This is a genomic window from Pseudomonas fluorescens (genome assembly GCF_001902145.1).
In the GTDB taxonomy this organism is placed as follows: domain Bacteria; phylum Pseudomonadota; class Gammaproteobacteria; order Pseudomonadales; family Pseudomonadaceae; genus Aquipseudomonas; species Aquipseudomonas fluorescens_BV.
In genome coordinates this window covers 167698-193739 of record NZ_MRST01000019.1, presented here as the reverse complement: position 1 = coordinate 193739, position 26042 = coordinate 167698, and the positions used below count along the sequence as shown (strand labels likewise).

The window sequence follows — 26042 nt, the reverse complement described above, 5'->3', positions numbered from 1 at the left end:
CTTAAGCCTTGATGTATTCATACTTGAATACTTGGACCTTTTCGTCGACGGGTTTTATCTTTCCATCTGCACGTAGGCGCTGAAGTGCTTTTTTGACTTTCTGCATATCATCTTCACCGCTGAGGTGCCTTACTAACTTGTTTGTTAGAATGGCTCCTGGGTTTTCATCCAAGTACGTTTCAATGACGTCAACCACTGATGCGATCCTTTGGTGCTTAATTGTTACAATAAACGCGTTTTCTGCTTCTTCAAAGTCTGGTTCGACGAGGCCGACTTTCTTAAGCTCATTTCTTGCTGTATCTAAACCTTCCCCGATGTCATGGTTTACTGGGTTGGGTAGGTTGTGGAGCATGCGAACGATGTTGGGATTGCGCGAGAACCTATCATCATAAATGTTATCGGTGGTCATGTATCCAGGAAGTCGGCCAGGACTTCTGATCTCTACTCTGTTATCGAATATTCTAATGTGAATATCATCGTTGAGGCTGTAGTCGCGATGTATTACAGCGTTAACAAGAACTTCCTTAAGCGCTTCTGCCGGATACTGGAGTTTTACGATGCTTTTGCCATCATTGTAAGAGGCACCATCGATATACTTTGCCACTTGAGCGATAGACTGGCTGATTAACTCTTCCACTGTCCCGTTGATGGTTACGGGCATTTCCTCAAGCTGCTCTCTTTTGTATTCCTTGTCAGTAGTGCGAAGGCGATAAACTTTAATTGCGCAGCGGGTTTGTAACGTGGCCTGTGGTGTCTCGTCGAATAATAATACACATCCAACATTTGGTAGGCGTACGTCATCTTTTTTTGTCAGTAATCTTTGTTTTCGGAGAAAGATTTCCGGATCCAGTAAGGACTTAATTCTGTGTATGTAGCTTTTTAGATGTGGACTCTCTAGGACTTCCTCAACTTCAAGGTCGTCAACTGCTTTTCGTTCGTATAATTCGGCTCCTTTTGAGTAACCAAGTTGAGTGATTCGTTCGCCTTTGATTTTTGATTTTCGAGCGTTCACCCTGATATAGCAATCACCATTTGCAGCGTAATGAACCTTCGGGCTTTTAGGTATGCCGAAGTGCAGAATAAATCCTCTATCTCCAGTGTCGAAAAACTCGACTACTACGTTTTCTACGGCAGGGGTAGTTTGTTCAAGGAGTGTGGATATTAAGTCGTTGGCTTTCTCCTGCTCTGTGAAGCCGACTATTCTTTCGCCTAATACTGCTTTATCTTCGATGCCAATGTAGAGGTCTCCTCCATCTGAATTTGCAAAGGCAACAAATGACTCCTGCAATTTTGCGGGGCTGATACGAAAACTTTTAACATCGTTAAAGTGGTCTTCATTCAAGTCCAGCAGCTTTTGCAATTCTTCTTGTGTAATTGCGAAAATTTCCATTTCTACTCCTGACCTGCTCCGATTGATGAGGTGAGTAGGCCAGTGTTGCTACTTGCATTTCAAGTGTTTTTCGTAAACGCATTTCTTTAGAAAAGCAGAAATGCCTCCTCCCCCATAAAGCTATTGAGCGCGGCTGTCTTTGCAGGCGCCACCAGGCCTGTGCGTATGCACGTGTAACGATGCATTCAATCCCACTCAGGCCGGGCCAGTCTTTGCAATCTTCGCCAGAGCACGCTCAGCGGCCGGGAGGAAGGTTCTGGGGCCGGTGGCACATCCACCTCTTATGCTGAAAGCTTACGATAGAAGAAAAAACACTAGGAAAAAGCACTTATCCCCCTCCCTCCGACGGGGTTTGCGTCCTTTTTTGTGCAAAACGGGATGTCGTGCAAACGAACCTGCAGCCCAAGCGGGCCCGGGGGGGCTCCGCAGGGGATCGGCAATTTCGCACTTTGTAGAGTTACAGTGAGCGCTAGACCCTGAGAGACGCAGATTCCTAAAGCCTTCGGCTTGCCTAGGCGGAAAATTGAAAAACCATCAAGAACTGTAATCAGTGCTGCTCTGCGGAAAGGCGCTCTAAGTCAAAGCTTGGTAGATGGCTTGGGAGAAGGAATGCCACGGTTTACGTGGGCTATGGTCAAATCTTCTAGGTTCACCGGTTTGCACAAATGTGCACACTGCTGCCCTGTGGATGACCAGGTACGAGCTATGTCTGCGGGAAGTTACTTTCGTGCATCTAACGTCTGGATGAAGGTTGCGGTAGAAAGTACCAAGCGAAGGGGGTTATTCGTGGATGGCACAAACCCTAACTTAAGCTGATAGTAATCCGCAGCATCTTGGTCTTTCGCATCGACGATCACAAAAGCTACACCAGACTGCTTGGAAACCGTGTGCACGCGACGGAAGAAGTCAGACATCAATCTCTGGCCGAGCCCCTTGCTTTGAGTACCTTTGTCGATCGCCAGACGACTCAAAAGCACTGCCGGCATAGGATACCGAGGCATTTTCTTTTTTTGGTCATCGCTTAGCTCTTCAAGGGCTACAGAGGCGTTCGCTAGGGTGTAATAGCCCAGCAGCGCCCCATCTTCGACGTACATGAATGTGCGGGAGATGTTTCGCTTTTGGTCTTGCCCTGCGTGCTGGGCAATGTACGTGTTTAAGGCTGGGTGCGCCCCGCAATCAAATGCAGAGCGATCAATCGACTTGTCGAAGTCGACGGTGATGAAGTCCATTGAAAGCCCTTAGCGCAAGGCAAGCAGGTTGCGAAGTGTGTCAGTGGGCTCAGGGGGATTATCTAGCAGTTGGTACGCTGTGTTGGCGTCAAGCACGGTTAAGCCCTCGACATCAAAATCAGCGGCCTTCTCTTCATGCGCAACCGAGCGCACGGCCAGTGCCGCAACAACCTTCTTCAGCTCTTCCAGATCGCGTTCAAGGCCAGACAGGTGGGGCGCACGCACCGGACGATGCGTTGAGTCTTTTTGACTCAACACGCTGCTTGAGAGGCTTTTCGTGACATGCCGTTCAACCACATCGTCCGCGCTTGAAAGGAGAGCCTTGAAGCTTCCGTCCCGGCCACGAATGGTCACGGAAACCATTTTGCCGTGCGTAATTCGGGTATGTTTTTTTTGCTGAGCTGCTTTGTTCACGCTGTATCCCTCCGTCAGCCTTCATTCTATCCCATTTTTGCCAACCGCCTATGGCCTTGCCTTTAAGGGGGTTGTTACTAAAGATCAAGAAAATGAAGGTGTGGAGTAAAGATCTTAGGGGCAACCCAGGGAAACAAAGCCAACCTTGGGGTTGGCTAACCTCGGTATTGAATGACGCTGCCGGTCGTGCACGACAAGGCAACGGACGGGCGCTTGGTGCGCCTCTGATCAAAAAGTGCGCAATTCTATCGGCGGGCAGCGCACTTGACCAGCTTTATGCAGGGAAATGCGACGAGTGCTGCGCTATGCTTCGCGCCGTTGCGCACGGGTAAAGCCCTTGGGTCAATAAAACGTCTGTTACGAGAAGTAAAACAGCGCATGCTAGGGTCAGCTTAGAAGCGCTGTTTATAAAAGACCGCAGGTCAAAGGGCAGGAGTGGTTGATGGGTCAGGCAAATAGTCAAGCAGCAGGTGCCGAGCATTCCAGCGCCAAGCCGATTGGCATGCTGGTGGCGGCGGTTGGTGTGGTTTATGGCGATATCGGGACCAGCCCGCTCTACACCCTTAAAGAGGTGTTCAATGGCGGTTATGGCGTGCAGGTCAATCATGACGGCGTCTTGGGGATTCTGGCACTGATCTTCTGGTCGTTGATCTGGGTGGTATCGATCAAGTACGTGCTGTTCGTGCTGCGCGCCGACAACCAGGGCGAGGGCGGCATCATGGCCCTCACCGCGTTGGCCCGGCGAGCTGCCGGGAAGCACACGAAATTGCGCAGTTTCCTGGTGGTGTGTGGCCTGTGTGGTGCGGCGCTGTTCTACGGCGACAGCATGATCACCCCGGCGATTTCGGTGTTGTCAGCCATTGAAGGCTTGGAACTGGCGTTCGACGGCCTGGAAAAATGGGTGGTGCCCATCGCCCTTGTGGTGCTGGTGGCGCTGTTCCTGATCCAGAAACACGGCACCGACCGCATCGGCAAGCTGTTCGGCCCGGTGATGGTTACCTGGTTCCTGGTGTTGGGCGGCCTGGGGGTGTACGGCATCCTGCAGCAACCCGAAGTGCTGAATGCGATGAACCCGGCTTGGGGCGTGCGCTTCTTTATGGTTCACCCCGGTATCGGCGTGGCGATCCTCGGCGCGGTGGTGCTGGCATTGACCGGCGCCGAAGCGTTGTACGCCGACATGGGCCACTTCGGTCGCAAACCCATTGCCCGCGCCTGGTTCCTTCTGGTGCTGCCGGCGCTGGTGCTCAACTATTTCGGCCAGGGCGCGATGCTGCTGGGCGATCCGGAGGCGGCGCGCAACCCGTTCTACCTGCTGGCGCCGAGCTGGGCGCTGGTCCCGTTGGTGGGCTTGTCCACCCTGGCCACGGTGATTGCTTCCCAGGCGGTGATTTCCGGCGCGTTCTCGTTGACCCGCCAGGCGATCCAGTTGGGTTACATCCCGCGCATGCATATCCAGCACACCTCCAGTGCCGAACAGGGCCAGATCTACATCGGTGCGGTGAACTGGTCGTTGATGGTCGGCGTGATCCTGCTGGTGTTGGGCTTCGAATCCTCCGGCGCCCTGGCCTCAGCCTACGGCGTAGCTGTAACAGGCACCATGCTGATGACCACCATCCTGGTATCGGCGGTGATGCTGCTGCTGTGGAAATGGCCACCGGTGCTGGCCGTGCCGCTGTTGCTCTGCTGCCTGTTGGTGGACGGCCTGTTCTTCGCGGCCAACGCGCCGAAGATCATCCAGGGCGGCGCCTTCCCGGTATTGGCGGGGATCGTGCTGTTTGTGCTGATGACCACCTGGAAGCGCGGCAAGCAATTGCTGGTCGGCCGTCTCGACGAGGGTGGCCTGCCGTTGCCGATCTTTATCAGCAGTATCCGCGTACAGCCGCCCCATCGCGTTCAGGGCACGGCGGTGTTCCTCACCGCGCGGCCCGACGCCGTGCCCCATGCGCTGTTGCACAACCTGCTGCATAACCAGGTGCTGCATGAGCAGGTGGTGCTGCTGACCGTTGTCTACGAAGACATTCCACGGGTGCCTGCGGCGCGACGCTTTGAGGTGGATGCCTACGGCGAAGGCTTCTTCCGCGTTATCCTGCACTTCGGGTTCACCGATGAACCGGACGTGCCTGAAGCGCTGAAACTGTGCCATCTGGATGATCTGGACTTCAGCCCGATGCGCACCACCTACTTCCTCAGCCGTGAAACGGTGATTGCCTCGCGCATCAAAGGCATGGCCCGTTGGCGCGAAGTGTTGTTTGCCTTCATGTTGAAAAACGCCAACGGCAACCTGCGGTTCTTCAAACTGCCGGTCAACCGTGTGATCGAGCTGGGCACCCAGGTCGAGATGTAAGGCGCTGCCTACCGGGAGCCGGCAATCGGCTCCCGCTTTCCTTCTGAACCCTGTGCAAACGATGGTTGTCGACTAGGCTGGTAGGAGCGAGCTTGCTCGCGAAAAACGTCAACGATCACGCGTTAATCCTGGATAAACGCGACGCCTGTGAGGCCTTCGCGAGCGAGCTCGCTCCTACAAAAATGCCTATGAAGCCCAGAAGAGGTGTGCCATGAGTCAGCTGCTCGAACCTTATACCCTGCGCCAATTGACCCTGCTCAACCGCATCGCGGTTTCACCCATGTGCCAATACTCCAGCGACGATGGCCTGGCCAACGACTGGCACCTGGTGCATCTCGGCAGCCGAGCCGTGGGCGGCGCCGGGCTGATTTTTACCGAGGCCACGGCGGTGACCGCCGATGGCCGCATCACCGCCCAGGACCTGGGCCTGTGGAACGACGCCCAGATCGAACCATTGCGGCGCATCACCCGTTTTATCGCGGCCCAGGGCGCGGTGGCTGGGATTCAGCTGGCCCATGCCGGGCGCAAGGCCAGCACCCATCGGCCATGGATCGGCAAACATGGCAGTGTCAAGCCGGAGGAGGGCGGCTGGGTGCCGGTGGGGCCCTCGCCGATTGCCTTCGACCCCAATCACACGCAGCCCAAACCACTCGATGAAGCACAGATCCAGCAAGTGATCGCCGACTTTGTCGCCGCCGCCAAGCGTGCCTTGACCGCAGGCTTTGAAGTGGTGGAAATCCACGCCGCCCACGGGTACCTGCTGCACCAGTTTCTCTCGCCGATCAGCAACCAGCGTCAGGACCACTACGGCGGCTCCTTCGATAACCGCATTCGCCTGGTGCTGGAGGTGACCAAGGCCGTGCGCGCCGTGTGGCCGGAGGAGTTGCCGCTGTTTGTGCGCGTGTCGGCCACCGATTGGGTGGAAGACGGCTGGAACCCGAATGAAACCGTGGAATTGGCGCGCCGCCTGAAAGACCTCGGGGTGGATCTGATCGACGTGTCGTCGGGTGGCACCGCCGCCAATGCCGAGATTCCCACCGGCCCTGGCTACCAGACGCGCTTCGCCGAGCGCGTGCGCAAGGAGTCGGGCATCGCCACCGGTACGGTCGGCATGATCACCGAACCCGCCCAGGCCGAGCATATCCTGCGCACTTGTCAGGCCGACATTATCTTCCTGGCTCGTGAACTGCTGCGTGACCCTTACTGGCCACTGCACGCTGACGATGACCTGGGTGGGCGCAAGGCGATCTGGCCGGCGCAGTACCAGCGGGCGACGCATCGGGACCAGCCGATCCACGAGTCGGACCTGCGGGATTGACCCCGCTTACCTCTCTGCCAAGCCCACCCTGATACGGTGGGTTTTTTCTTGCCCGCGTTTAAAGGAAGGCTGATCCTTGCGGGTCGTGAAGCAGGAGACCCCTATGCTGGTGGAACGCGCGTTAACCGAAAACGATATCCCCTTGCTGGCAACCATCGACCGTACGGAACTGATCCAGGCGTGCTACCGCATGGACCGTGGTGAACTGGTGTTGTATGCCGCGCACCATGACATGCGCGGCTGGCCCGAAGGCGAGGCCGAGCAGGATGCAGTGGCCTTGCGTGCCTGCCTCCAGCGTGGTGGGTGGTTGTGGGGCGTCTTTGACGGCCACGCGCTGGTCGCCGCCGTGGTGGTGGACAATCAGCCCTTTCAGCATCAGGGCCTGCTGATGCGGCAGTTGAAATTCCCGCATGTCAGTCACGCGGCGCGTGGTTCGGGCCTGGGCGGCCGGTTGTTGGCGTTGGCCTGCGAGCACGGCCGGCAAGTGGGGGCCCAAGCGCTGTATATCTCGGCCACAGAGTCGCGCAACACCGTGGACTTTTACCTGCGCCATGGTTGCCGACTGATGCAGCAACCCCATGCTGAGCTTTATGCACAAGAGCCTTTAGACATTCACCTGTACCGACCACTGCGTGAGTAATGGCTGTAGGGTTTTATAACCCGGCCTATTTTTTTAAGTGAATACTCTAAAAAAATCCCACGTACGATGAGATAGTTTCTAAGCTTAGGGTGAGCCTGGTTTCTGGCCCGGGGAGGCAGGCTGCTTGTCCACGAAAGCATTGCGCTTCGAGGAGTTGGGAAATGGGCACCAGGAGTGTTTGACTGATATCAGGAGTAGCGGTCCATGGCCAAGTCCTATGGCGTAGCGGGTGCGGTGGCGTCTTTTCTGAGCAGCCGGATGTCCTTGCGGGGTCGAAGGTTGAGTTCAGATGAGATGGAGTTGCTGGTGCAATATCGGGCGCTGACCGAGAGCGATCAGGTGGCGATGCGGTATCTGATTGGCGCAATGAAAAGCGTGTCGCGGTTCTGAGCCACATCCGATCATTCCCACGTTATTGCGTGGGAATGATCGTGCAGTGTGGCATCAAGTGTACTTGCGTTGCTCTGGCGCAGGTGGGAAGTACTGATACAGCCAGGTTTCGCTCAGGGTGCGGTCCTGGGTTCGTATAAACAGGCGCAATTCGACGGGTTCCACGCTATCGCTGGTAGGGTACCAGTCGAACAGGATGCGGTAGCCCTTGATGTTGTCCAGCACCAGCACGCTGAAGTCCTTCACCTCACCATGGGAACAAGTCACCACCGGCTCGATGCCGGTGCCCGCTGGCAGACGATCCAGGCCGCCGCCCTTGAAGTCCACGGCGAAACGCCGCGCCCATACCTTCGGATAATGCTCGCCGGGTGCCCAGCCTTCGGTAAAGCCGCCCATGCCCGAACGGGTCGCGTCGACCTGTGCCAGCGGCGTGCTCACTGGCGGCAGTGCGCTCCAGTACAGCTTGTAGCCGTAGTTGAGCGAATCACCGGCGGCCACGGGCTTTTTCGGGGTCCAGAAGGCCACGATATTGTCCAGGGTTTCGCCAGTGGTGGGGATTTCCAGCAAGTCGATGGAGCCTTCGCCCCAGGCCGTGGTTGGTTCAACCCACAGGCTTGGGCGCTTGCTGTACCAGTCGACCGTGTCCTGGTAGCTGGCGAATTCATGGTCGGTCTGCACCAGGCCGAAGCCTTTGGGGTCGATGTCGGCGAACGCGTTGAATTGCAGCTTGGCCGGGTTGTTCAGGGGCCGGCAGATCCACTCGCCGTTGCCGCGCCACATGGCCAGACGGTCCGAGTCGTGGATTTGCGGGTGGATGGTGTCGCACATGCGGCGCTCATGGGTGCCGCAGCTGAACATACTGGTCATGGGCGCGATGCCCAGTTGCTCGATGGCGGTGCGCGCATTGATGTGCGCGTCGATCGCCATCACCACTTGGTTGGCCTGGCAGTCGATATCGAAGCGGTAGGCGCCGGTGGCGCTTGGCGAGTCAAGCAGGGCGTAGACCACAAAGCGTGTGGCGTTCTTGTCCGGGGTTTCGAACCAGAACTGCGTGAAGTCGGGGAACTCTTCGCGTTTTTTCGCGTAGGTATCAATCGCCAGGCCACGTGCCGAGAGGCCGTACTGGCCAGTGGAGTCCACCGCTCGAAAGTAGCTGGCGCCGAGAAACGACAGCACGTCATGGCGGTCCAGCTCCGGCGCCTTGAACAGCTTGAAGCCGGAGAAACCCAGGTCGCCGGTCAGTTGCTGGGTGTCCACCGTGGTTTTTTCGTAATTGAACAACGAAGGGCGGAAATGCACTTCGCGGGCTTCACGGGTCTTGGGGTCGACGCTGTGCATGCGCACCGGCGTCTTGAAGCCCATGCCGACGTGGAAGAACTGCACGTCCAGTTGGCCGTTCAACTCCTTCCACAGCGAATGGTTACGGTCATAGCCGATGGCGTTGAAATTCTGCGGGGTCATGGTGGCCAGGGTCGGCGGCAGCACCTGCTTAGTGTCCTGGTAGCCACGGGTGGCCAATTGCTTGGCCTGGGCCTTGAGCGATTCGAAATCGAACGCCACGGCCTTGCCATCGGCAGCCCGATTCCCGGCCCAGGCCTGCGCGGCCAGCAGGCCACTGGCCGACAAACCGGTGTAAGCCGCAATGGCCATGGATGCTTTGAGCAAATTCCTGCGATGCATAGAGACAACCTGTCGTGAGCAAATCCCGCGCCGTTCCTGGCACGTAGCGGATCAGAAATAACGGTTCGGACATGCCTTCGGCCAAACGCAACGGACAATAAACAGACGCCGGATAGCTTAAGCGGTTCGATGAACAAGGCAAATTGATTGATGGCGGGATGATGGCGTTGCATGTGCAACAAGACATTTCCAGCACTGCGGTAGAACGTTACATCTGGAAGCACTCTAGATCGCGGCTTTTTGGCACTTAGTTTTACGCTGGAGGCCTATTGGTCCTACGAACCCAAGTGTCTGGAGGCTACGAATGAATACCCGTGGATTGCTCGATCAGTTGCTCAAGTCTGGCCAGGACATGTTGCAAAACAAGGCCGGCGGCCAACGCAAGTCCAATGACAAGGGCGCCCTCGGCGGCTTGCTCAGCGGTGGCGGGCTCGGCAGCATGCTCGGCGGTGCAGGCGGCGGCGCCCTGGCAGCGGGGGCTATGGGCTTGCTGCTGGGCAACAAGAAAGCCCGCAAATTCGGCGGCAAGGCGCTCACCTACGGCGGCCTGGCCGCACTGGGTGTGATTGCCTACAAGGCTTACGGCAACTGGCAAGCCCAGCAGGCCAGCGCGCCCCAAGGCGAGCCGCAAACCATCGACCGCCTGCCGGCTGCCCAGGTGGAGCAACACAGCCAGGGCATTCTCAAGGCACTGGTAGCCGCGGCCAAGGCGGATGGACATGTGGATGAGCGCGAGCGCGCCTTGATCGAAGGCGAATTCACCAAGCTGGACAACGACCAGGAGCTGCAACACTGGCTGCACGCCGAACTCAACAAGCCCTTGGACCCCACCGACGTCGCCCGCGCCGCCAGCACCCCGGAAATGGCCGCCGAAATGTACATCGCCAGCGTGATGCTGGTAGACGAAGAAAACTTCATGGAAAAAGCCTACCTGGACGAACTGGCCCGCCAACTGAAACTTGAGCCGGGCTTGAAGCTTGAGCTGGAAAAACAAGTACGGCTTAACTCATAAACAAGGCCACACGCTCATCAAAAATGTGGGAGCGGGCTTGCTCGCGAATGCGGTAGACCAGTCACTCTATTTCTGACTGGCTCACGCCATCGGGGCATAGGTATCAACACCCTAACCACGATGCGAAGCGAGCCGCTCTTGCTCTTGATCTGCTTTTGATCTTAAGCGCCCCGTCAAACCACACTGGCGGATTACGGGCACACCGAGCCAAAGCGAGGTGCCGAGTGGTGGGGCAAGAGCCCTTTTGGTTACTTTTGGGGCTCTTTTCCAAAAGTGACCCGCTGTAAAAGCGGAACCCTAAGTGGCCGTTACCGCAGCAATGGATATGTACACAATCCAACTGTGTTACCTGCAGGCCGCCTTCGCGAGCAAGCCCGCTCCCACAGTTGGATCGCGGGGTGTCTGGTAGATAAGCGTTGGCTGTCAGGCCGCCATCGCAGGCAAGCTCCCACATTCAGATCGTGGGGGGCAGGTGGGTAGGCGTCGGCTGTCAGGCCGTCACGGGAGCAAGCTCCCTCGCCACAGGTCCAGCGCCGTACCAAAATTGTGTAGATTGCTGTGGCCAACGCGAGCACATCTGCATTCTGTGCACTGCACATCAAAAGCCTTGATAAAAGCGCACAGCCGCTCAGCTATACTCCCCTCCATTTGAATGGCCCTGCGAGGAATTACTGTGAAGAACTGGACCCTGCGCCAAAGGATTTTGGCGAGCTTTGCGGTAATTATCGCGATCATGCTGCTGATGGTCGTGGTCTCGTATTCGCGCCTGCTGAAAATCGAAACCAGCGAAAATTCAGTGCGGGACGACGCGGTGCCCGGGGTGTTTTTCAGCTCGATGATTCGCAGCGCCTGGGTCGACAGCTACCTGCAAACCCAGGAATTGGTCGGGATCCACGAGAACCAGGGCATTTCCGAAGAGGACAAGCAGGACTACAAATCTTTCGAAGCGCGGCTCGAGCAGCACATGGCCAGCTATGCGGGGACAATCAACATCACTCAGGATCGCACTCAGTTCGATGCCTTCGAAAAACTGCACCAGCGTTACAACCAGATTCTCGCCCAGGTCTTGGCGGCCCATCAGAGCAATAACGCAGCCGAAGCGCTGAGGTTGTTCAACGAGCAACTGACCCCCGCCTGGACAGCAGGCCGTGTGAAGCTCAATGAGATTATCAATGAGAACAAGCAGGTCGCCGACAATGCCACCGCCGCCATTGATGATGCTGTAGCGGCCGCGAAGATCAGTATGGGGGTTTCGCTGTTGCTGGCGATTCTCGCCGCTGCGCTGTGTGGCCTGTTGCTGATGCGCGCGATCATGGCGCCGATGCAGCGCATCGTTCAAATCCTCGAAGTCATGCGCACCGGCGACCTGAGCAAGCGCCTGAACCTGGAGCGCAAGGACGAATTCAACGCGGTTGAAACCGGATTCAATGACATGATGACCGAGCTGACTGCCCTGGTGTCCCAAGCGCAGCGTTCATCGGTACAGGTCACTACCTCCGTCACCGAGATTGCCGCGACCTCCAAGCAACAACAGGCGACCGCTACCGAAACGGCGGCGACGACCACCGAAATCGGCGCCACTTCCCGCGAAATCGCCGCCACGTCCAAGGACTTGGTCCGCACCATGACCGAAGTGTCCACCGCCGCCGACCAGGCCTCGGTGGCCGCAGGTTCCGGCCAGCAGGGCCTGGCCCGCATGGAAGAAACCATGCACTCGGTAATGGGCGCCGCCGACCTGGTCAACGCCAAATTGGCGATCCTCAATGAGAAGGCCGGCAACATCAACCAGGTGGTGGTGACCATCGTCAAGGTGGCCGACCAGACCAACCTGTTGTCCCTGAATGCGGCCATCGAGGCGGAGAAAGCCGGTGAATACGGGCGCGGCTTTGCCGTGGTCGCCACCGAAGTGCGTCGCTTGGCCGACCAGACCGCCGTGGCGACCTACGATATCGAACAGATGGTGCGTGAGATCCAGTCGGCGGTGTCGGCGGGGGTAATGGGCATGGACAAGTTCTCCGAGGAGGTGCGCCGCGGCATGTCTGAGGTGCAGCAAGTGGGCGAGCAACTGTCGCAGATCATCCATCAGGTACAGGCCCTGGCGCCGCGGGTGTTGATGGTCAACGAAGGCATGCAGGCCCAGGCCACCGGTGCCGAGCAGATCAACCACGCGCTGGTGCAATTGGGCGATGCCAGCAGCCAGACCGTCGAATCCCTGCGCCAGGCCAGCTTTGCCATTGATGAACTGAGCCAGGTTGCGGTCGGTCTGCGCAGCGGCGTCTCGCGTTTCAAAGTCTGATGAGCGAGCTCGCGGCTAAACGCGGTGCCGTCCCGGCAGCGAAAAAGGCGTTGTTCCTGGTGTTTCGCATCGGCAACGAACGCTTTGCCCTCAAGGCTACGGAAGTGGCCGAGGTGTTGCCGCGCCTGGCGCTCAAACCTATCGCCCAAGCGCCCTTATGGGTGGCGGGTATCTTCGCCCATCGTGGGGTGCTGGTGCCGGTCATCGACTTGAGCGCCCTGACGTTCGGCACTTCGGCTCAGGCGCGTACCAGCACGCGCCTGGTGCTGGTCAATTACCAGCCGCAGCCCTGGAGTGAGGCGCGTTGGCTGGGGCTGATTTTGGAACAGGCCACCGACACCCTGCGTTGCGACCCCGCCGAATTCCAGCCCTATGGCCTGGACAACCGGCAGGCGCCGTACCTGGGGCCGGTGCGTGAAGATGCCCAGGGCTTGATGCAGTGGATTGGCGTTGCGGATCTGTTGACCGCGCCAGTGCGCGCCTTGCTGTTTTCCGCCGAGTTGAGCCTATGAGCAATGACCCGCGGTTTTTCGCGTTCTTGAAAGAACGCATCGGCCTGGACGTCGCTTCGGTGGGCGAGGCGATCATCGAACGCGCGGTGCGCCAGCGCTGCCAGTCGTCCCAGTCGCAGTCGGCGGAGGCTTACTGGCAACACCTGCAAACCTCCCATGACGAGCAGCAGGCGCTGATCGAAGCGGTGATCGTCCCCGAGACCTGGTTTTTCCGCTATCCCGAATCCTTTGCAACCCTGGCCCGCCTGGCCCAGGTGCGCCTGGCCGAGATCAATCAGCTGCGCGCCCTGCGTATTCTCAGCCTGCCGTGTTCGACCGGCGAAGAGCCCTATTCGATTGCCATGGCCTTGCTCGATGCGGGGTTGGCGCCCCACCAGTTCAAAGTGCAGGGGATGGATGTCAGCCCGCTGTCGGTGGAGCGCGCGCGGCGGGGCGTGTACGGCAAGAACTCGTTTCGCGGCGCCGACCTTGAGTTTCGCGACCGCCATTTCACTGAAGACGCAGGTAATTACCGCATCGCCGACCGGGTGCGCGAACAAGTGCGCCTGCAAGTCGGCAACTTGCTGGACCCGGCACTGCTGGCGAACGAGCCGACCTACGATTTTGTGTTCTGCCGCAACCTGCTGATCTACTTCGACCAGCCGACCCAGAAACAAGTCTTTGACGTGCTCAAGGCATTGACGCACGTAGACGGCGTGCTGTTTATCGGCCCGGCCGAGGGCAGCCTGCTGGGGCGCCACGGCATGCGCTCCATCGGCGTGCCGCAGTCCTTCGCCTTCAGTCGGCATGTAGAACCGACCCCGCCGGCCGCACCTGTGGTCAAACCGATGCCTGCGCCGCTACCGCAACGCAGGGCGGCGCCGATATCGCTCAAGCCGCGGCCGTTCAGCACCGTCAGCCCCAACGTGCCACCGGTCAAAGTAGTGGCTACCGATGCCGGGGATTTGCTCAGCCAGATCGCAACCCTGGCCAACGAGGGCAAAAGTGCCGAGGCCCGAGCGGCCTGCGAGCGGTATTTGAGCAGTCACCCACCGGCCGCCCAGGTGTTTTATTGGTTGGGGCTGCTCAGCGATGTGGCTGGCAGTGCCCTGGAGGCCCAGGGGTATTACCGAAAAGCCCTGTATCTGGAACCGCAGCACCCGCAGGCCCTGATGCATTTGGCCGCGTTGCTCGAGTCCCAGGGTGACAGTGCCGGCGCGCGTCGTCTTCAGGCACGCGCCGCCCGTAGCGAGCGAGCTGACAATGAGGCCAAACGATGAGTAGCCCTGACGCGCTCGACACCGCAGGCCTGGACCTGACGCTGACCGATACCCAAGCCATTGACGACTGTTGGAACCGCATCGGTATCCATGGCGACAAGTCCTGCCCGTTGTTGGCCGAGCATATCCACTGCCGCAATTGCTCGGTGTATTCCGCCGCCGCCACACGCCTGCTCGACCGCTACGCACTGCAACAGGACGACCATCACGCGCAGGCAACTGCCGAAGCGGATAATGAGGTGGTCACCCGTTCGCTGTTGATGTTCCGCCTCGGCGAAGAATGGCTCGGTATCGCCACCCGTTGCCTGGTGGAAGTCGCGCCGTTGCAGCCGATCCACTCGCTGCCGCACCAGCGCTCCCGGGCGCTGCTGGGCGTGGCCAACGTACGTGGGGCGCTGGTGGCATGCCTGTCCCTGGTGGAACTGTTGGGCCTGGACAGCACCAGTGCCGGCGCCAGCGGCGGGCGGATCATGCCGCGCATGCTGATCATCGCTGCCCAGGACGGCCCGGTCGTCGTACCGGTGGATGAGGTAGACGGCATCCACGCCATTGATGAGCGCACCTTGAAGGCCGCGTCGGTGTCCGGCACTCAGGCCAGCGCACGCTACACCCAAGGCGTGTTGCAGTGGAAAGGCCGCAGCCTGCGCTGGCTGGACGAAGCGCAATTGTTGTCCGCCGTGACCCGGAGCCTCGCATGACCCCCGACCAGATGCGCGATGCCTCGCTGTTGGAACTGTTCAGCCTGGAGGCCGATGCGCAGACCCAGGTGTTGAGCGCGGGCCTGCTGGCGCTGGAACGCAACCCGACCCAGGCCGACCAGCTCGAAGCCTGCATGCGCGCCGCGCACTCACTTAAAGGGGCGGCGCGGATTGTCGGCGTGGATGCCGGAGTCAGCGTGTCCCACGTCATGGAAGATTGCCTGGTCAGCGCCCAGGAAGGCCGCCTGTACCTGCAACCTGAACATATCGACGCATTACTGCAAGGTACTGACCTGCTGATGCGTATCGCCACCCCAGGCAATGATGTGGGACCGGCAGATATCGAGGCGTACGTAGCGCTGATGGAGCGCTTGCTCGATCCCTCGCAGCCGATTGCCACGCCTGCGCCAAGCCCCGAGGCCATCTCCCTTACGAGGGTTGACGCGTTGCTGCTGGAGCCGGAGCTGGAGCCCGCGCCACCGCTCGGCAGTGAAGCGCCGCGCCAGAACAAACGCATGACCGAAGGCGGCGAGCGTGTGCTGCGGGTGACGGCTGAGCGTTTGAACAGCCTGCTGGACCTGTCCAGCAAGTCCCTGGTGGAAACCCAGCGGCTCAAGCCTTACCTGGCCAGTCTGCAGCGCCTCAAGCGCATTCAGAGCAACAGCTTGCGTGCGCTGGATGCCCTGGATGGCCAGCTCAAGTCGCTGGATCTGAACCTGGAAGCCCAGGAAGCCCTGGCCGACACCCGTCGCCTGCTGAGTGAAGCCCAGACCTTGCTGGCGGAAAAAAACGCCGAGCTGGATGAGTTCGGCTGGCAGGCCGGCCAGCGCGCCCAGGTGCTCTATGACACCGCCTTGGCCTGCCGCATGCGGCCGTTTGCCGATGTGCTGGCCGGGCAGGCGCGCATGGTGCGTGACCTTGGTCGCAGCCTGGGCAAGCAAGTGCGCCTGGAGATTGAGGGGGAAAAGACCCAGGTCGACCGTGACGTGCTGGAAAAACTCGAGGCCCCGCTCACTCATTTATTGCGCAATGCCGTCGACCACGGCATCGAAACCCCTGAGCAGCGCGTGCTGGCGGGCAAACCGGCGGAAGGCTTGATTCGCCTGCGCGCGTCCCATCAGGCCGGGTTGTTGGTGCTGCAATTGAGCGATGACGGCAACGGTGTCGACCTCGAGCGCCTGCGCGGCGCCATCGTCGACCGGAATTTGTCGCCCGTGGAAACGGCTCTGCGCCTGAGCGAAGAGGAGCTACTGACCTTCCTGTTCCTGCCGGGGTTCAGCCTGCGTGACAAAGTCACCGAAGTGTCCGGGCGCGGTGTGGGCCTGGACGCAGTGCAGCATATGGTTCGCCAGTTGCGCGGCGCGGTGGTGCTGGAGCAGACGGCGGGGCAGGGCAGCCGCTTCCATCTGGAGGTGCCGTTGACCTTGTCCGTGGTGCGCAGCCTGGTGGTGGAAGTCGGCGAAGAAGCCTATGCCTTTCCCTTGGCGCATATCGAACGCATGTGTGACCTGGCGCCCGACGACATCGTGCAGTTGGAAGGCCGCCAGCACTTCTGGCATGAGGGCCGGCACGTCGGTCTGGTTGCCGCCAGCCAGTTGCTGCAGCGCCCGCCGGGGCAGACCCCGTCAGATACCTTGAAAGTGGTGGTGATCCGCGAACGCGATGCCGTGTACGGGATTGCCGTGGAGCGCTTTATCGGCGAGCGAACCCTGGTGGTGTTGCCGCTGGATGATCGCCTGGGCAAAGTCCAGGACATTTCTGCCGGGGCCTTGCTCGATGACGGCTCGGTGGTGTTGATCGTCGATGTCGAAGACATGCTGCGTTCGGTGGATAAATTGCTCAACACCGGTCGCCTGGAGCGCATCGCCCGGCGCAGCCAGCAGGCCACCGAAGCGCCGCGCAAGCGCGTGCTGGTGGTGGACGACTCACTGACGGTGCGCGAGTTGCAGCGCAAATTGTTACTCAACCGGGGTTATGAAGTCGCCGTGGCGGTCGATGGCATGGATGGTTGGAACGCATTGCGCTCCGAGGACTTCGACCTGCTTATCACGGATATTGATATGCCTCGCATGGACGGTATTGAATTGGTCACGCTTTTGCGCCGTGACAGTCGCCTGCAATCGTTGCCGGTGATGGTGGTTTCCTACAAGGACCGTGAAGAAGACCGCCGCCGTGGCCTCGACGCCGGGGCCGACTATTATCTAGCCAAAGCCAGTTTCCATGACGACGCCTTGCTCGACGCCGTGGTTGAACTGATTGGAGGCGCCCGGGCATGAGGATTGCGATCGTCAATGACATGCCCCTGGCGGTGGAGGCTTTGCGCCGCGCCCTGAGCTACGAGCCCGCCCACGAGGTGGTGTGGGTGGCCAGTAATGGCCTGGAAGCGGTGCAGCGTTGCGCCGAGCTGACCCCGGACCTGATCCTGATGGATCTGATCATGCCGGTGATGGATGGGGTGGAGGCCACCCGGCAGATCATGGCCGACACGCCTTGCCCGATCGTGATTGTCACCGTCGACCGCCAGGCCAACGTCAGCCGTGTATTCGAAGCCATGGGCCACGGCGCCCTGGATGTGGTGGACACCCCGGCATTGGGCGTGGGCAACCCCAAGGATGCGGCCGCGCCCCTGCTGCGCAAAATCCTCAATATTGGCTGGCTGATCGGCCAGCGCGGCACGCGGGTGCGTGCCGAAACCCCGCCGCAGCGGGTCACCGGCAAGCGTCAACGGCTGGTGGCCATTGGTTCTTCGGCCGGTGGGCCGGCGGCACTGGAAGTTCTGCTCAAGGGTTTGCCGCGGGATTTTCCCGCCGCCATCGTGCTGGTACAGCATGTGGACCAGGTCTTCGCCGCCGGCATGGCCGAGTGGCTGAGCAGCGCCTCCGGCCTGCCGGTGCGCCTGGCCTGTGAGGGCCAGGCGCCCCAGGCTGGCGTGGTATTGCTGGCCGGCACCAACCACCATATTCGCTTGTTGAAAAATGGCACGCTAGCCTATACCGCAGAGCCGGTGAACGAGATTTACCGGCCCTCCATCGACGTGTTTTTCGAAAGCGTCGCCAGTTACTGGAACGGTGACGCCGTCGGCGTACTACTGACCGGCATGGGGCGCGACGGGGCCCAGGGCCTCAAGTTGATGCGCGAACAAGGATATTTGACCATCGCCCAGGACCAACAGAGCTCGGCGGTGTATGGCATGCCCAAAGCGGCGGCGGCGATTGACGCTGCTGTTGAAATTCGCCCACTGGATAGAATTGCGCCCCGATTGCTGGAGATCTTTGCAAAATGAACAAAAATCTCCCGCCGTGCTGGCTTGCAGGTAGTAATTCAGGTGATTGCACATGAATGATTTACAGCTCGACGACTTCAAGACCGACGAAAACGCCGCCATGGTGCTGCTGGTCGACGACCAGGCCATGATCGGTGAAGCCGTGCGGCGTGGCCTGGCCCATGAAGAGAACATCGACTTCCACTTTTGCGCCGACCCGCACCAGGCAATTGCCCAGGCGATCCGCATCAAGCCCACGGTGATCCTGCAAGACCTGGTGATGCCGGGTCTGGATGGCCTTACCCTGGTGCGCGAGTACCGCAATCACCCGGCCACCGCGAATATCCCGATCATCGTGCTGTCCACCAAGGAGGACCCACTGATCAAAAGCGCGGCCTTTGCGGCCGGGGCCAACGATTACCTGGTCAAGCTGCCGGACAACATCGAACTGGTGGCGCGTATCCGCTATCACTCGCGGTCCTACATGACTCTGTTACAGCGCGACGCGGCCTACCGTGCGTTGCGGGTCAGCCAGCAACAGTTGCTGGACACCAACCTGGTGCTGCAACGCCTGATGAACTCCGATGGCCTGACCGGGCTGTCCAACCGCCGCCACTTCGACGAATACCTGGAACTGGAATGGCGCCGAGCCATGCGCGACCAGACCCAACTCTCGTTGCTGATGATCGATGTGGACTTCTTCAAGACCTACAACGACAGCTTCGGCCACGTCGAGGGCGACGAAGCCCTGCGCAAAGTCGCCAACACCATCCGTGAAGCCAGCAGCCGCCCTTCGGATTTGCCGGCGCGTTACGGTGGCGAAGAGTTCGCACTGGTCCTGCCCAACACCTCGCCGGGCGGCGCACGCCTGGTAGCCGAAAAACTGCGAATGGCCGTGGCCGCGTTGAAAATCCCCCACATCGCCCCGGCTGAAGGTGCCAGCCTGACCATCAGTATTGGGCTGTCGACGTTGACGCCGGTTCAGGGTACGGACTGTCGGCAGTTGATCATGGCGGCGGACAAGGGCTTGTACACTGCCAAGCATAATGGGCGTAATCAGGTTGGTATCGAATAATCCCAAGCGCCGCGCGCCCCTGTGGGAGCAGGCAAGCCAGCTCCCACATTTGATCTCTATCTGCCTATGGATCCTGTACAAACCCCCGCCTTTTCGACCAAGCGGGCTGCCGTTTCCAGCCGTTTGCCGTTATACTCGCCGGCTTTCAAAAGTTCGCCAACGAGTGCTGCCCGCCATGGAAATCAACCCGATCCTTAACACCATCAAGGACCTGTCCGAGCGCTCCGAAACTATTCGGGGGTATCTTTGACTACGATCAAAAGCATGAGCGTCTGACCGAGGTCAATCGCGAGCTTGAAGATCCGAGTGTCTGGAACAAACCTGAATACGCCCAGGAACTGGGGCGCGAGCGCGCTGCGCTGGCACAGATCGTCGATACCCTCGACGAACTGAACACTGGCCTGGGTGATTGCCGCGACCTGCTGGACATGGCCGTCGAAGAAAACGACGAAGGCGCAGTGGGCGATGTTGTCGCCGAGCTGGCCCGTCTCGAGGAAAACCTCGCCAAGCTTGAATTCCGCCGCATGTTCAGCCATGAAATGGACCCGAACAACGCCTACCTGGACATCCAGGCCGGTTCCGGTGGCACCGAGGCCCAGGACTGGGCCAACATCCTGCTGCGCATGTACCTGCGCTGGGCCGACAAACGCGGTTTCGACGCGACCATCATGGAACTGTCTGCCGGTGAAGTGGCCGGTATCAAGGGCGCGACCGTGCACATCAAGGGCGAATACGCCTTTGGCTGGTTGCGTACCGAAATCGGCGTGCACCGCCTGGTGCGCAAGAGCCCGTTCGACTCCGGCAACCGTCGCCACACCTCATTCTCTGCGGTGTTCGTCTCGCCAGAGATCGACGACAAAGTGGAAATCGAGATCAACCCGGCCGACCTGCGGATCGACACCTACCGTTCCTCCGGCGCCGGTGGCCAGCACGTAAACACCACTGACTCGGCCGTACGTATTACCCACGTACCGACCAACACCGTGGTCAGCTGCCAGAACGAACGTTCCCAGCACGCCAACAAGGACACCGCCATGAAAATGCTGCGGGCCAAGTTGTACGAGCAGGAAATGCAGAAGCGCAACGCCGCTTCCCAGGCGCTGGAAGACACCAAGTCGGATATCGGCTGGGGCCACCAGATCCGTTCGTACGTGCTCGATGCCTCGCGGATCAAGGATCTGCGCACTAACATCGAACGCAGCGACTGCGACAAGGTACTCGACGGTGATATCGACGAATACCTGGAAGCCAGCCTGAAATCCGGCCTCTAATACCCTCTGTGGGAGCGGGCTTGCCCGCGATCCCCCGCCGAAGGCTGGGGGCAACGAACCTGATGGAATATTTAAAGACATGAGCGACCAACAACTCGACCCGCAAGCCCTGCAACAGGAAGAAAACTCCCTGATCGCCCTGCGCAAGGAAAAGCTTGCTGCCGAGCGCGCCAAGGGTAACGCCTTCCCCAACGACTTCCGTCGCGACAACTACTGCGATGCCTTGCAGAAGCAATACGCGGACAAGACCAAGGAAGAACTGGCAGAGGCTGCGATCCCGGTCAAGGTGGCAGGTCGCATCATGCTCAACCGTGGCTCATTCATGGTGATCCAGGACATGACCGGTCGCATCCAGGTCTACGTCAACCGCAAGACCCTGTCCGAAGAAACCCTGGCCTCGGTGAAAACCTGGGACATGGGCGACATCATCGCAGCCGAAGGCACCCTGGCCCGTTCCGGCAAGGGCGACCTGTACGTCGAGATGACCAATGTACGCCTGCTGACCAAGTCCCTGCGCCCGCTGCCAGACAAGCACCACGGCCTGACCGACACCGAACAGCGCTATCGCCAGCGCTACGTTGACCTGATCGTCAATGAAGACGTGCGCCAGACCTTCCGCGTGCGCTCGCAAGTCATTGCCCACATCCGCAGTTTCCTGATGCAGCGTGACTTCCTGGAAGTGGAAACCCCGATGCTGCAGACCATCCCGGGTGGTGCCGCAGCCAAGCCGTTCGAAACCCACCACAACGCGCTGGACATGGAAATGTTCTTGCGCATTGCGCCTGAGCTGTACCTCAAGCGGCTTGTTGTTGGTGGCTTCGAGAAAGTATTCGAGATCAACCGAAACTTCCGTAACGAAGGTGTCTCGACCCGTCACAACCCTGAATTCACCATGTTGGAGTTCTACCAGGCCTACGCCGACTACGAAGACAACATGGACCTGACCGAAGAGCTGTTCCGCGAGCTGGCACAGCTGGTGCTGGGCAGCACAGACGTGCCGTACGGCGACAAGGTGTTCCACTTCGGCGAGCCATTCGTGCGTCTGTCGGTGTTCGACTCGATCCTCAAGTACAACCCCGAGCTGACCGCTGGCGACCTCAACGACATCGACAAGGCCCGTGCCATTGCCAAGAAAGCCGGCGCCAAGGTGCTGGGCTTCGAAGGCCTGGGCAAGCTGCAGGTGATGATTTTTGAAGAACTGGTGGAGCACAAGCTGGAACAGCCGCACTTCATTACCCAGTACCCGTTCGAAGTGTCGCCGCTGGCTCGTCGCAACGACGACAACCCGAACGTTACCGACCGTTTCGAGCTGTTCATCGGTGGCCGCGAAATCGCCAACGCCTATTCCGAGCTTAACGACGCGGAAGACCAGGCCGAGCGCTTCATGGCCCAGGTGGCCGACAAGGACGCCGGCGATGACGAAGCCATGCACTACGATGCCGACTTCGTACGTGCCCTGGAATACGGCATGCCGCCGACTGCCGGTGAAGGTATCGGTATCGACCGTCTGGTGATGTTGTTGACCAACTCGCCGTCGATCCGCGACGTGATCCTGTTCCCGCACATGCGGCCACAAGCGTAACCGTAGCGAAATCCGAAGCCGCCTTTTATAAGGCGGCTTTTTTATGTGGCCTGTACTAGTGTCAAGCAAACAGCGCCAGGTTTTGTTCTATTCAAGGATGTGTGTGGTGAACCGCGTAATGGCTCAAGAAGGTGCCGCCGGCATTGCTGCTGCCGTGGCTGAAAGCGTTCAGTACCAGGGCCGCAAGGCCAGTCGGCGGGGCAGCGAGCAACGCCGGCAAGACATTCTCGATGCGGCCATGCGTATCGTCGTGCGCGATGGCGTGCGGGCCGTACGTCACCGGGCAGTGGCGGCAGAGGCGGGGGTGCCGCTGTCGGCCACCACCTATTACTTCAAAGACATCGACGACCTGCTCACCGACACCTTCGCCCAATACGTGGAGCGCAGCGCCGCTTTCATGGGCAAGTTGTGGGTGCGCAACGAAGGCCTGTTGCGCGAGATGGTCGCCTATGGTGACGGCAGCCCGGAGTCGCGCTCGCAACTGGCCGATGATATCGCGCGCCTGACCGCCGATTATGTGCTGCGCCAACTGACTAACCGCCGCGAATACCTGATGGCCGAGCAGGCTTTTCGCCAGGAAGCCCTGCTCAACCCGCGCCTGGCCGAACTGGTACGCTCCCATCAACAGATCCTGTTGCAGGGCACCGGGCAGTTTTTCCAGGTATTGGGTTCCCGTGAGCCACAGCAGGATGCCAAGGTGTTGACGGCTATCATCAGTCGGATGGAATATCAGGGCCTGTTGGGCGGCGCAGAGCCTCTGACGGGTGACGAGATGCTTGAAATCCTCAAGCGTCACATGCACCTGGTATTGGCCTCGGCCTAGCCCTGTGCGCAATCTGCTTTGGGTGGGTGCAGGCAAGCCAGCTCCCACCTCTGATGGGCCTGCTGCTCAGATGTGAAGCCGTGCGCTACCTGCGCGTGGGCCAATAACGTTTAAAGAGGAAGCATCGGGTGGACGATTACCAGCAGACGATACGCACCTTGTCCGATCGCATTGTGCTGGCGCAAACACCGATCCGCGTCCTCGATGCGGTGAAATGGGACGAGAATATTCGCCAGGGATTTCTCAAGGCCAAGGGCAAGGCGATGCCTGCCGTAGACCGTGATTACTACCTGAACCGGCCGCTGTCGTTCGATTCCAGTGCGGTGAAGCTGGAATTCCAGAACATCGAGCGCGACATTACCCGTCGCCTTGGGCAATTCAGTCCGGTGGGGCAGATCATGCGGCGCATGTGCCGTGAATACCGCATGGTGGTGCGCATGCTTGAAGCGCGCGGCACCGAGGACTTCGGCCTGATTTCCCAAGAGCTTTACGGCGCCGCCTCCGATGCGTTCCACGCCGGCGACCCGACCCTGGCCGACCTTGGCCTGATGCTCTCCGACTACCTGAACAACATCGATGGCCGGGGTGACCTCAAGGACGAAGCCAAGACCCTCACCGCCAAGGACGCGGTCAGCCTGCTGCAAACGCGCCTGAACAAGGTGTTTGGCGAAGCCGAAGAGACCATCCGCGTGTTCGAGTCCGACGGCATCGTCGCCGATGCGGCGGCGGGCGCCGACTACATCAAGATCCGCGCCGATGCGATGTTCAACGACCGCGACGTGCGCGCCCTCGAAGTGCATGAAGGGTTGGTGCATGTGGGCACCACCCTCAACGGCCAGAACCAGCCGATCTGCACGTTTCTGTCCAAGGGCCCGCCGTCGTCTACCGTCACCCAGGAAGGCCTGGCGATCCTGATGGAAATCATCACGTTTGCCTCCTACCCCAGCCGCCTGCGCAAACTCACCAACCGGACTCGCGCCATCCATATGGTGGAGGAGGGCGCCGACTTCCTGCAGGTGTTCGAGTTCTTCCGCGAGCAAGGCTTTGAAATGGCCGAAAGCTATGGGAATGCCAGCCGGGTATTCCGTGGTTCGGTGCCCACCGGCCTGCCATTTACCAAGGATTTGTCCTACCTCAAGGGCTTTATCATGGTCTACAACTACATCCAGCTCGCTGTACGTAAAGGCAAGCTGGAACAAGTGCCGCTGCTGTTCTGCGGCAAGACCACCCTTGAAGACATGCGTACCCTGCGCCAGTTGGTCGACGAAGGCCTGGTGGTGCCGCCCAAGTACCTGCCGGAGCAGTTCCGTGACATGAACGCGCTGGCGGCCTGGATGTGCTTCTCCAACTTCCTCAACCACTTGAGCCTGGACCGGATCGAGGCGGATTACTCCAATATCCTCTGACCAGTGCAATCCTATTTGTAGGAGCGAGCTTGCTCGCGAAGAACTCTCGGGCGCCGCGTTTCTTCAGTATTACTGCGTTATCGTTGACGATCTTCGCGAGCAAGCTCGCTCCTACAGTGGGCGTCAATCACCATGAGGTTTCAACGGATGAGAATCCTCGGCATTGTATGCCTGCTACTCACATTGAACGGCTGCAGCTCCTTGCTGTTCTACCCCGAGCCCGGCCTACCCTTCACCCCGGAAAAAGCCCACCTGCAATACCGCGACATCACGCTCACCACCGCAGATGGCGTGAAACTGCACGCCTGGTGGCTGCCGGCCAAACCCGGTGTACCGCTCAAGGGCACAGTCCTGCATTTGCACGGCAACGGCGGCAACCTCGCCTGGCATCTGGGGGGCAGTTGGTGGTTGCCGGAGCAGGGTTATCAAGTGCTGTTGCTGGACTATCGCGGCTATGGGCTGTCGGAAGGCAAGCCGTCGTTGCCGGCGATCTATCAGGATATCGACGCCGCATTCGGCTGGATCGACAAGGCGCCTGAAACCCAGGGTCAACCGCTGATTATTCTCGGCCAAAGCCTGGGCGGTGCACTGGCGGTGCATTACCTCGCAGCCCACCCGGAGCGTCTAGCCCAACTAAAAGCCTTGGTACTGGATGGCGTGCCTGCCAGTTATCGTGATGTAGGACAATTCGCCCTGAGCACTTCCTGGTTAACCTGGCCGTTGCAGGTGCCGCTGTCGTGGCTGGTGCCCGACGCCGACAGTGCGATCAATGCCATGCCCCGGTTGACCGGTGTGCCCAAGCTGCTGTTCCACAGCCTGGATGACCCGATCGTGCCGGTGGCCAATGGCATCCGCCTGTATCAAGCGGCGCCACCGCCCAGGGTGTTGCAACTGACCCGTGGCGGTCATGTGCAGACCTTTGCCGACAAAACCTGGCAAACCGTCATGCTGCGTTATCTGGACGACCCGCTGCACTTCAACGGCTTGCGCCGCCTGGGCGAAATTCCGAATTACCCTATTCCTAAAGTTGACTCATCAGAGAGCCCGCAATGAGCGAAGAACGCAACATGATCCCGCTGATCCTCACCGGCATCGGAACCATCATCGGCACCGTTGGCTGCCTGTGGTACTACGGCTACCTGCACTTCGCCAAGCCGGAAGATGCGTTGCTGCTCAGCGATTTCACCATGCTCAAGACCATACCGGGCGAAGATTACAAAGTCTCCCTGACCCCTGCCGCGCAAGTGGCGCAGTGTGTTGACGGTGTGTTGGTGATGTTTGATACCGAGCAGAAAGGCTTGAGCGGCGTGCTGGTGAACAACAAGAAGCAGGCCGTGCGTTGTATAGGTCAAGAAACGCCGAAACTGGAGCAATAGGACAGGCAATGTGGGGAAAGCTGGAACCATTTTGAGTGAGTTACCACTGATTTGGGACCGAGCAG

The 26042-nt window shown here is 59.6% G+C and carries 22 protein-coding genes; 18 read left to right on the top strand and 4 right to left on the bottom strand.

The features are described 5' to 3' along the window. Position 1: 1 nt before the first annotated feature. From BUE92_RS06915 to BUE92_RS06905, 3 genes are all read right to left on the bottom strand, one after another. On the bottom strand, positions 2-1390 hold the full coding sequence (locus BUE92_RS06915) for an ATP-binding protein (protein WP_073522732.1): 1389 nt from the start codon (positions 1388-1390) through the stop codon (positions 2-4). A 719-nt stretch (positions 1391-2109) separates the two neighbouring features. Further along, positions 2110-2619: a GNAT family N-acetyltransferase gene (locus tag BUE92_RS06910; protein ID WP_073522731.1), complete on the bottom strand. Its 510-nt coding sequence runs from the start codon at positions 2617-2619 to the stop codon at positions 2110-2112. A 9-nt stretch (positions 2620-2628) separates the two neighbouring features. After that, complete coding sequence (locus BUE92_RS06905) at positions 2629-3033, bottom strand: hypothetical protein (protein ID WP_073522730.1); 405 nt, start codon at positions 3031-3033, stop codon at positions 2629-2631. Between the two features lie 442 nt (positions 3034-3475). Between BUE92_RS06905 and BUE92_RS06895 the strand changes: the two genes are divergently transcribed. The 4 genes from BUE92_RS06895 (at position 3476) to BUE92_RS06880 (ending at position 7725) form a co-directional block, all read left to right on the top strand. After that, positions 3476-5377 (top strand): potassium transporter Kup, encoded by a 1902-nt coding sequence (locus BUE92_RS06895; RefSeq protein WP_073522724.1) that lies wholly within the window; start codon positions 3476-3478, stop codon positions 5375-5377. A gap of 211 nt (positions 5378-5588) precedes the next feature. Next, the gene (locus BUE92_RS06890; protein ID WP_073522722.1) at positions 5589-6695 is read left to right on the top strand and encodes an NADH:flavin oxidoreductase/NADH oxidase; all 1107 of its coding nucleotides are present in this window, start codon (positions 5589-5591) and stop codon (positions 6693-6695) included. Between the two features lie 103 nt (positions 6696-6798). Then, positions 6799-7335, top strand: a complete 537-nt coding sequence (locus BUE92_RS06885) for a GNAT family N-acetyltransferase (protein ID WP_073522719.1) — start codon at positions 6799-6801, stop codon at positions 7333-7335. A gap of 204 nt (positions 7336-7539) precedes the next feature. Then, on the top strand, positions 7540-7725 hold the full coding sequence (locus tag BUE92_RS06880) for a hypothetical protein (protein ID WP_073522717.1): 186 nt from the start codon (positions 7540-7542) through the stop codon (positions 7723-7725). A 54-nt stretch (positions 7726-7779) separates the two neighbouring features. On the opposite strand, the gene BUE92_RS06875 is transcribed toward BUE92_RS06880, so the two are convergent. After that, complete coding sequence (locus BUE92_RS06875) at positions 7780-9405, bottom strand: glucan biosynthesis protein D (RefSeq protein ID WP_073522714.1); 1626 nt, start codon at positions 9403-9405, stop codon at positions 7780-7782. A gap of 304 nt (positions 9406-9709) precedes the next feature. Here BUE92_RS06875 and BUE92_RS06870 point away from each other — a divergent pair, with 304 nt between their 5' ends. The 14 genes from BUE92_RS06870 (at position 9710) to BUE92_RS06805 (ending at position 25977) form a co-directional block, all read left to right on the top strand. Further along, complete coding sequence (locus BUE92_RS06870; RefSeq protein ID WP_073522713.1) at positions 9710-10417, top strand: tellurite resistance TerB family protein; 708 nt, start codon at positions 9710-9712, stop codon at positions 10415-10417. Between the two features lie 673 nt (positions 10418-11090). Next, positions 11091-12713: a methyl-accepting chemotaxis protein gene (locus BUE92_RS06865; RefSeq protein WP_073522712.1), complete on the top strand. Its 1623-nt coding sequence runs from the start codon at positions 11091-11093 to the stop codon at positions 12711-12713. Beyond that, positions 12713-13225: a chemotaxis protein CheW gene (locus BUE92_RS06860; RefSeq protein ID WP_034126504.1), complete on the top strand. Its 513-nt coding sequence runs from the start codon at positions 12713-12715 to the stop codon at positions 13223-13225. Before BUE92_RS06865 ends, BUE92_RS06860 begins: the two co-directional genes overlap by 1 nt. Next, positions 13222-14484: a CheR family methyltransferase gene (locus BUE92_RS06855; RefSeq protein WP_073522711.1), complete on the top strand. Its 1263-nt coding sequence runs from the start codon at positions 13222-13224 to the stop codon at positions 14482-14484. Before BUE92_RS06860 ends, BUE92_RS06855 begins: the two co-directional genes overlap by 4 nt. After that, entirely contained in the window at positions 14481-15182 is a 702-nt protein-coding gene (locus BUE92_RS06850; RefSeq protein WP_034126506.1) for a chemotaxis protein CheW, read from the top strand. Before BUE92_RS06855 ends, BUE92_RS06850 begins: the two co-directional genes overlap by 4 nt. Then, positions 15179-17458, top strand: a complete 2280-nt coding sequence (locus BUE92_RS06845; RefSeq protein WP_073522710.1) for a hybrid sensor histidine kinase/response regulator — start codon at positions 15179-15181, stop codon at positions 17456-17458. Before BUE92_RS06850 ends, BUE92_RS06845 begins: the two co-directional genes overlap by 4 nt. Next, the gene (locus BUE92_RS06840; RefSeq protein WP_073522709.1) at positions 17455-18465 is read left to right on the top strand and encodes a chemotaxis response regulator protein-glutamate methylesterase; all 1011 of its coding nucleotides are present in this window, start codon (positions 17455-17457) and stop codon (positions 18463-18465) included. The genes BUE92_RS06845 and BUE92_RS06840 overlap by 4 nt, the downstream gene beginning before the upstream one ends. Before the next feature lie 52 nt (positions 18466-18517). After that, positions 18518-19519 (top strand): response regulator, encoded by a 1002-nt coding sequence (locus BUE92_RS06835; RefSeq protein ID WP_073522707.1) that lies wholly within the window; start codon positions 18518-18520, stop codon positions 19517-19519. 175 nt (positions 19520-19694) lie between these two features. After that, positions 19695-20790 (top strand): peptide chain release factor 2 gene (prfB, locus tag BUE92_RS06830; RefSeq protein WP_096001736.1). Its coding sequence is split into 2 segments (ribosomal slippage): positions 19695-19766 and positions 19768-20790, totalling 1095 coding nucleotides; the frame shifts between segments, so codons are not numbered across the junction. 79 nt (positions 20791-20869) lie between these two features. Next, positions 20870-22372 (top strand): lysine--tRNA ligase, encoded by a 1503-nt coding sequence (gene lysS, locus BUE92_RS06825; protein ID WP_073522705.1) that lies wholly within the window; start codon positions 20870-20872, stop codon positions 22370-22372. A gap of 106 nt (positions 22373-22478) precedes the next feature. Then, complete coding sequence (locus BUE92_RS06820; RefSeq protein WP_073522702.1) at positions 22479-23195, top strand: TetR/AcrR family transcriptional regulator; 717 nt, start codon at positions 22479-22481, stop codon at positions 23193-23195. 128 nt (positions 23196-23323) lie between these two features. Then, positions 23324-24601 carry a flavohemoglobin expression-modulating QEGLA motif protein gene (locus BUE92_RS06815; protein WP_014717201.1) on the top strand — a complete coding sequence of 426 codons (1278 nt, stop codon included), beginning with the start codon at positions 23324-23326 and terminating at the stop codon, positions 24599-24601. Positions 24602-24748: 147 nt separating this feature from the next. Then, positions 24749-25654: an alpha/beta hydrolase gene (locus tag BUE92_RS06810; RefSeq protein WP_073522701.1), complete on the top strand. Its 906-nt coding sequence runs from the start codon at positions 24749-24751 to the stop codon at positions 25652-25654. Then, the gene (locus BUE92_RS06805; RefSeq protein WP_054917825.1) at positions 25651-25977 is read left to right on the top strand and encodes a hypothetical protein; all 327 of its coding nucleotides are present in this window, start codon (positions 25651-25653) and stop codon (positions 25975-25977) included. The genes BUE92_RS06810 and BUE92_RS06805 overlap by 4 nt, the downstream gene beginning before the upstream one ends. The last annotated feature ends 65 nt before the right edge of the window (positions 25978-26042 follow it).

What these genes read in the sequence shown, in the direction of transcription:
- BUE92_RS06875 (WP_073522714.1), bottom strand. Translation starts at nt 9,405, where the DNA reads ATGCATCGCAGGAATTTGCTCAAAGCATCCATGGCCATTGCGGCTTAC.
- BUE92_RS06835 (WP_073522707.1), top strand. Translation starts at nt 18,518, where the DNA reads ATGAATGATTTACAGCTCGACGACTTCAAGACCGACGAAAACGCCGCC.
- BUE92_RS06880 (WP_073522717.1), top strand. Translation starts at nt 7,540, where the DNA reads ATGGCCAAGTCCTATGGCGTAGCGGGTGCGGTGGCGTCTTTTCTGAGC.
- lysS (WP_073522705.1), top strand. Translation starts at nt 20,870, where the DNA reads ATGAGCGACCAACAACTCGACCCGCAAGCCCTGCAACAGGAAGAAAAC.
- BUE92_RS06805 (WP_054917825.1), top strand. Translation starts at nt 25,651, where the DNA reads ATGAGCGAAGAACGCAACATGATCCCGCTGATCCTCACCGGCATCGGA.
- BUE92_RS06845 (WP_073522710.1), top strand. Translation starts at nt 15,179, where the DNA reads ATGACCCCCGACCAGATGCGCGATGCCTCGCTGTTGGAACTGTTCAGC.
- BUE92_RS06855 (WP_073522711.1), top strand. Translation starts at nt 13,222, where the DNA reads ATGAGCAATGACCCGCGGTTTTTCGCGTTCTTGAAAGAACGCATCGGC.
- BUE92_RS06885 (WP_073522719.1), top strand. Translation starts at nt 6,799, where the DNA reads ATGCTGGTGGAACGCGCGTTAACCGAAAACGATATCCCCTTGCTGGCA.
- BUE92_RS06860 (WP_034126504.1), top strand. Translation starts at nt 12,713, where the DNA reads ATGAGCGAGCTCGCGGCTAAACGCGGTGCCGTCCCGGCAGCGAAAAAG.
- BUE92_RS06870 (WP_073522713.1), top strand. Translation starts at nt 9,710, where the DNA reads ATGAATACCCGTGGATTGCTCGATCAGTTGCTCAAGTCTGGCCAGGAC.
- BUE92_RS06810 (WP_073522701.1), top strand. Translation starts at nt 24,749, where the DNA reads ATGAGAATCCTCGGCATTGTATGCCTGCTACTCACATTGAACGGCTGC.
- BUE92_RS06910 (WP_073522731.1), bottom strand. Translation starts at nt 2,619, where the DNA reads ATGGACTTCATCACCGTCGACTTCGACAAGTCGATTGATCGCTCTGCA.
- BUE92_RS06890 (WP_073522722.1), top strand. Translation starts at nt 5,589, where the DNA reads ATGAGTCAGCTGCTCGAACCTTATACCCTGCGCCAATTGACCCTGCTC.
- BUE92_RS06840 (WP_073522709.1), top strand. Translation starts at nt 17,455, where the DNA reads ATGAGGATTGCGATCGTCAATGACATGCCCCTGGCGGTGGAGGCTTTG.
- BUE92_RS06895 (WP_073522724.1), top strand. Translation starts at nt 3,476, where the DNA reads ATGGGTCAGGCAAATAGTCAAGCAGCAGGTGCCGAGCATTCCAGCGCC.
- BUE92_RS06915 (WP_073522732.1), bottom strand. Translation starts at nt 1,390, where the DNA reads ATGGAAATTTTCGCAATTACACAAGAAGAATTGCAAAAGCTGCTGGAC.
- BUE92_RS06850 (WP_034126506.1), top strand. Translation starts at nt 14,481, where the DNA reads ATGAGTAGCCCTGACGCGCTCGACACCGCAGGCCTGGACCTGACGCTG.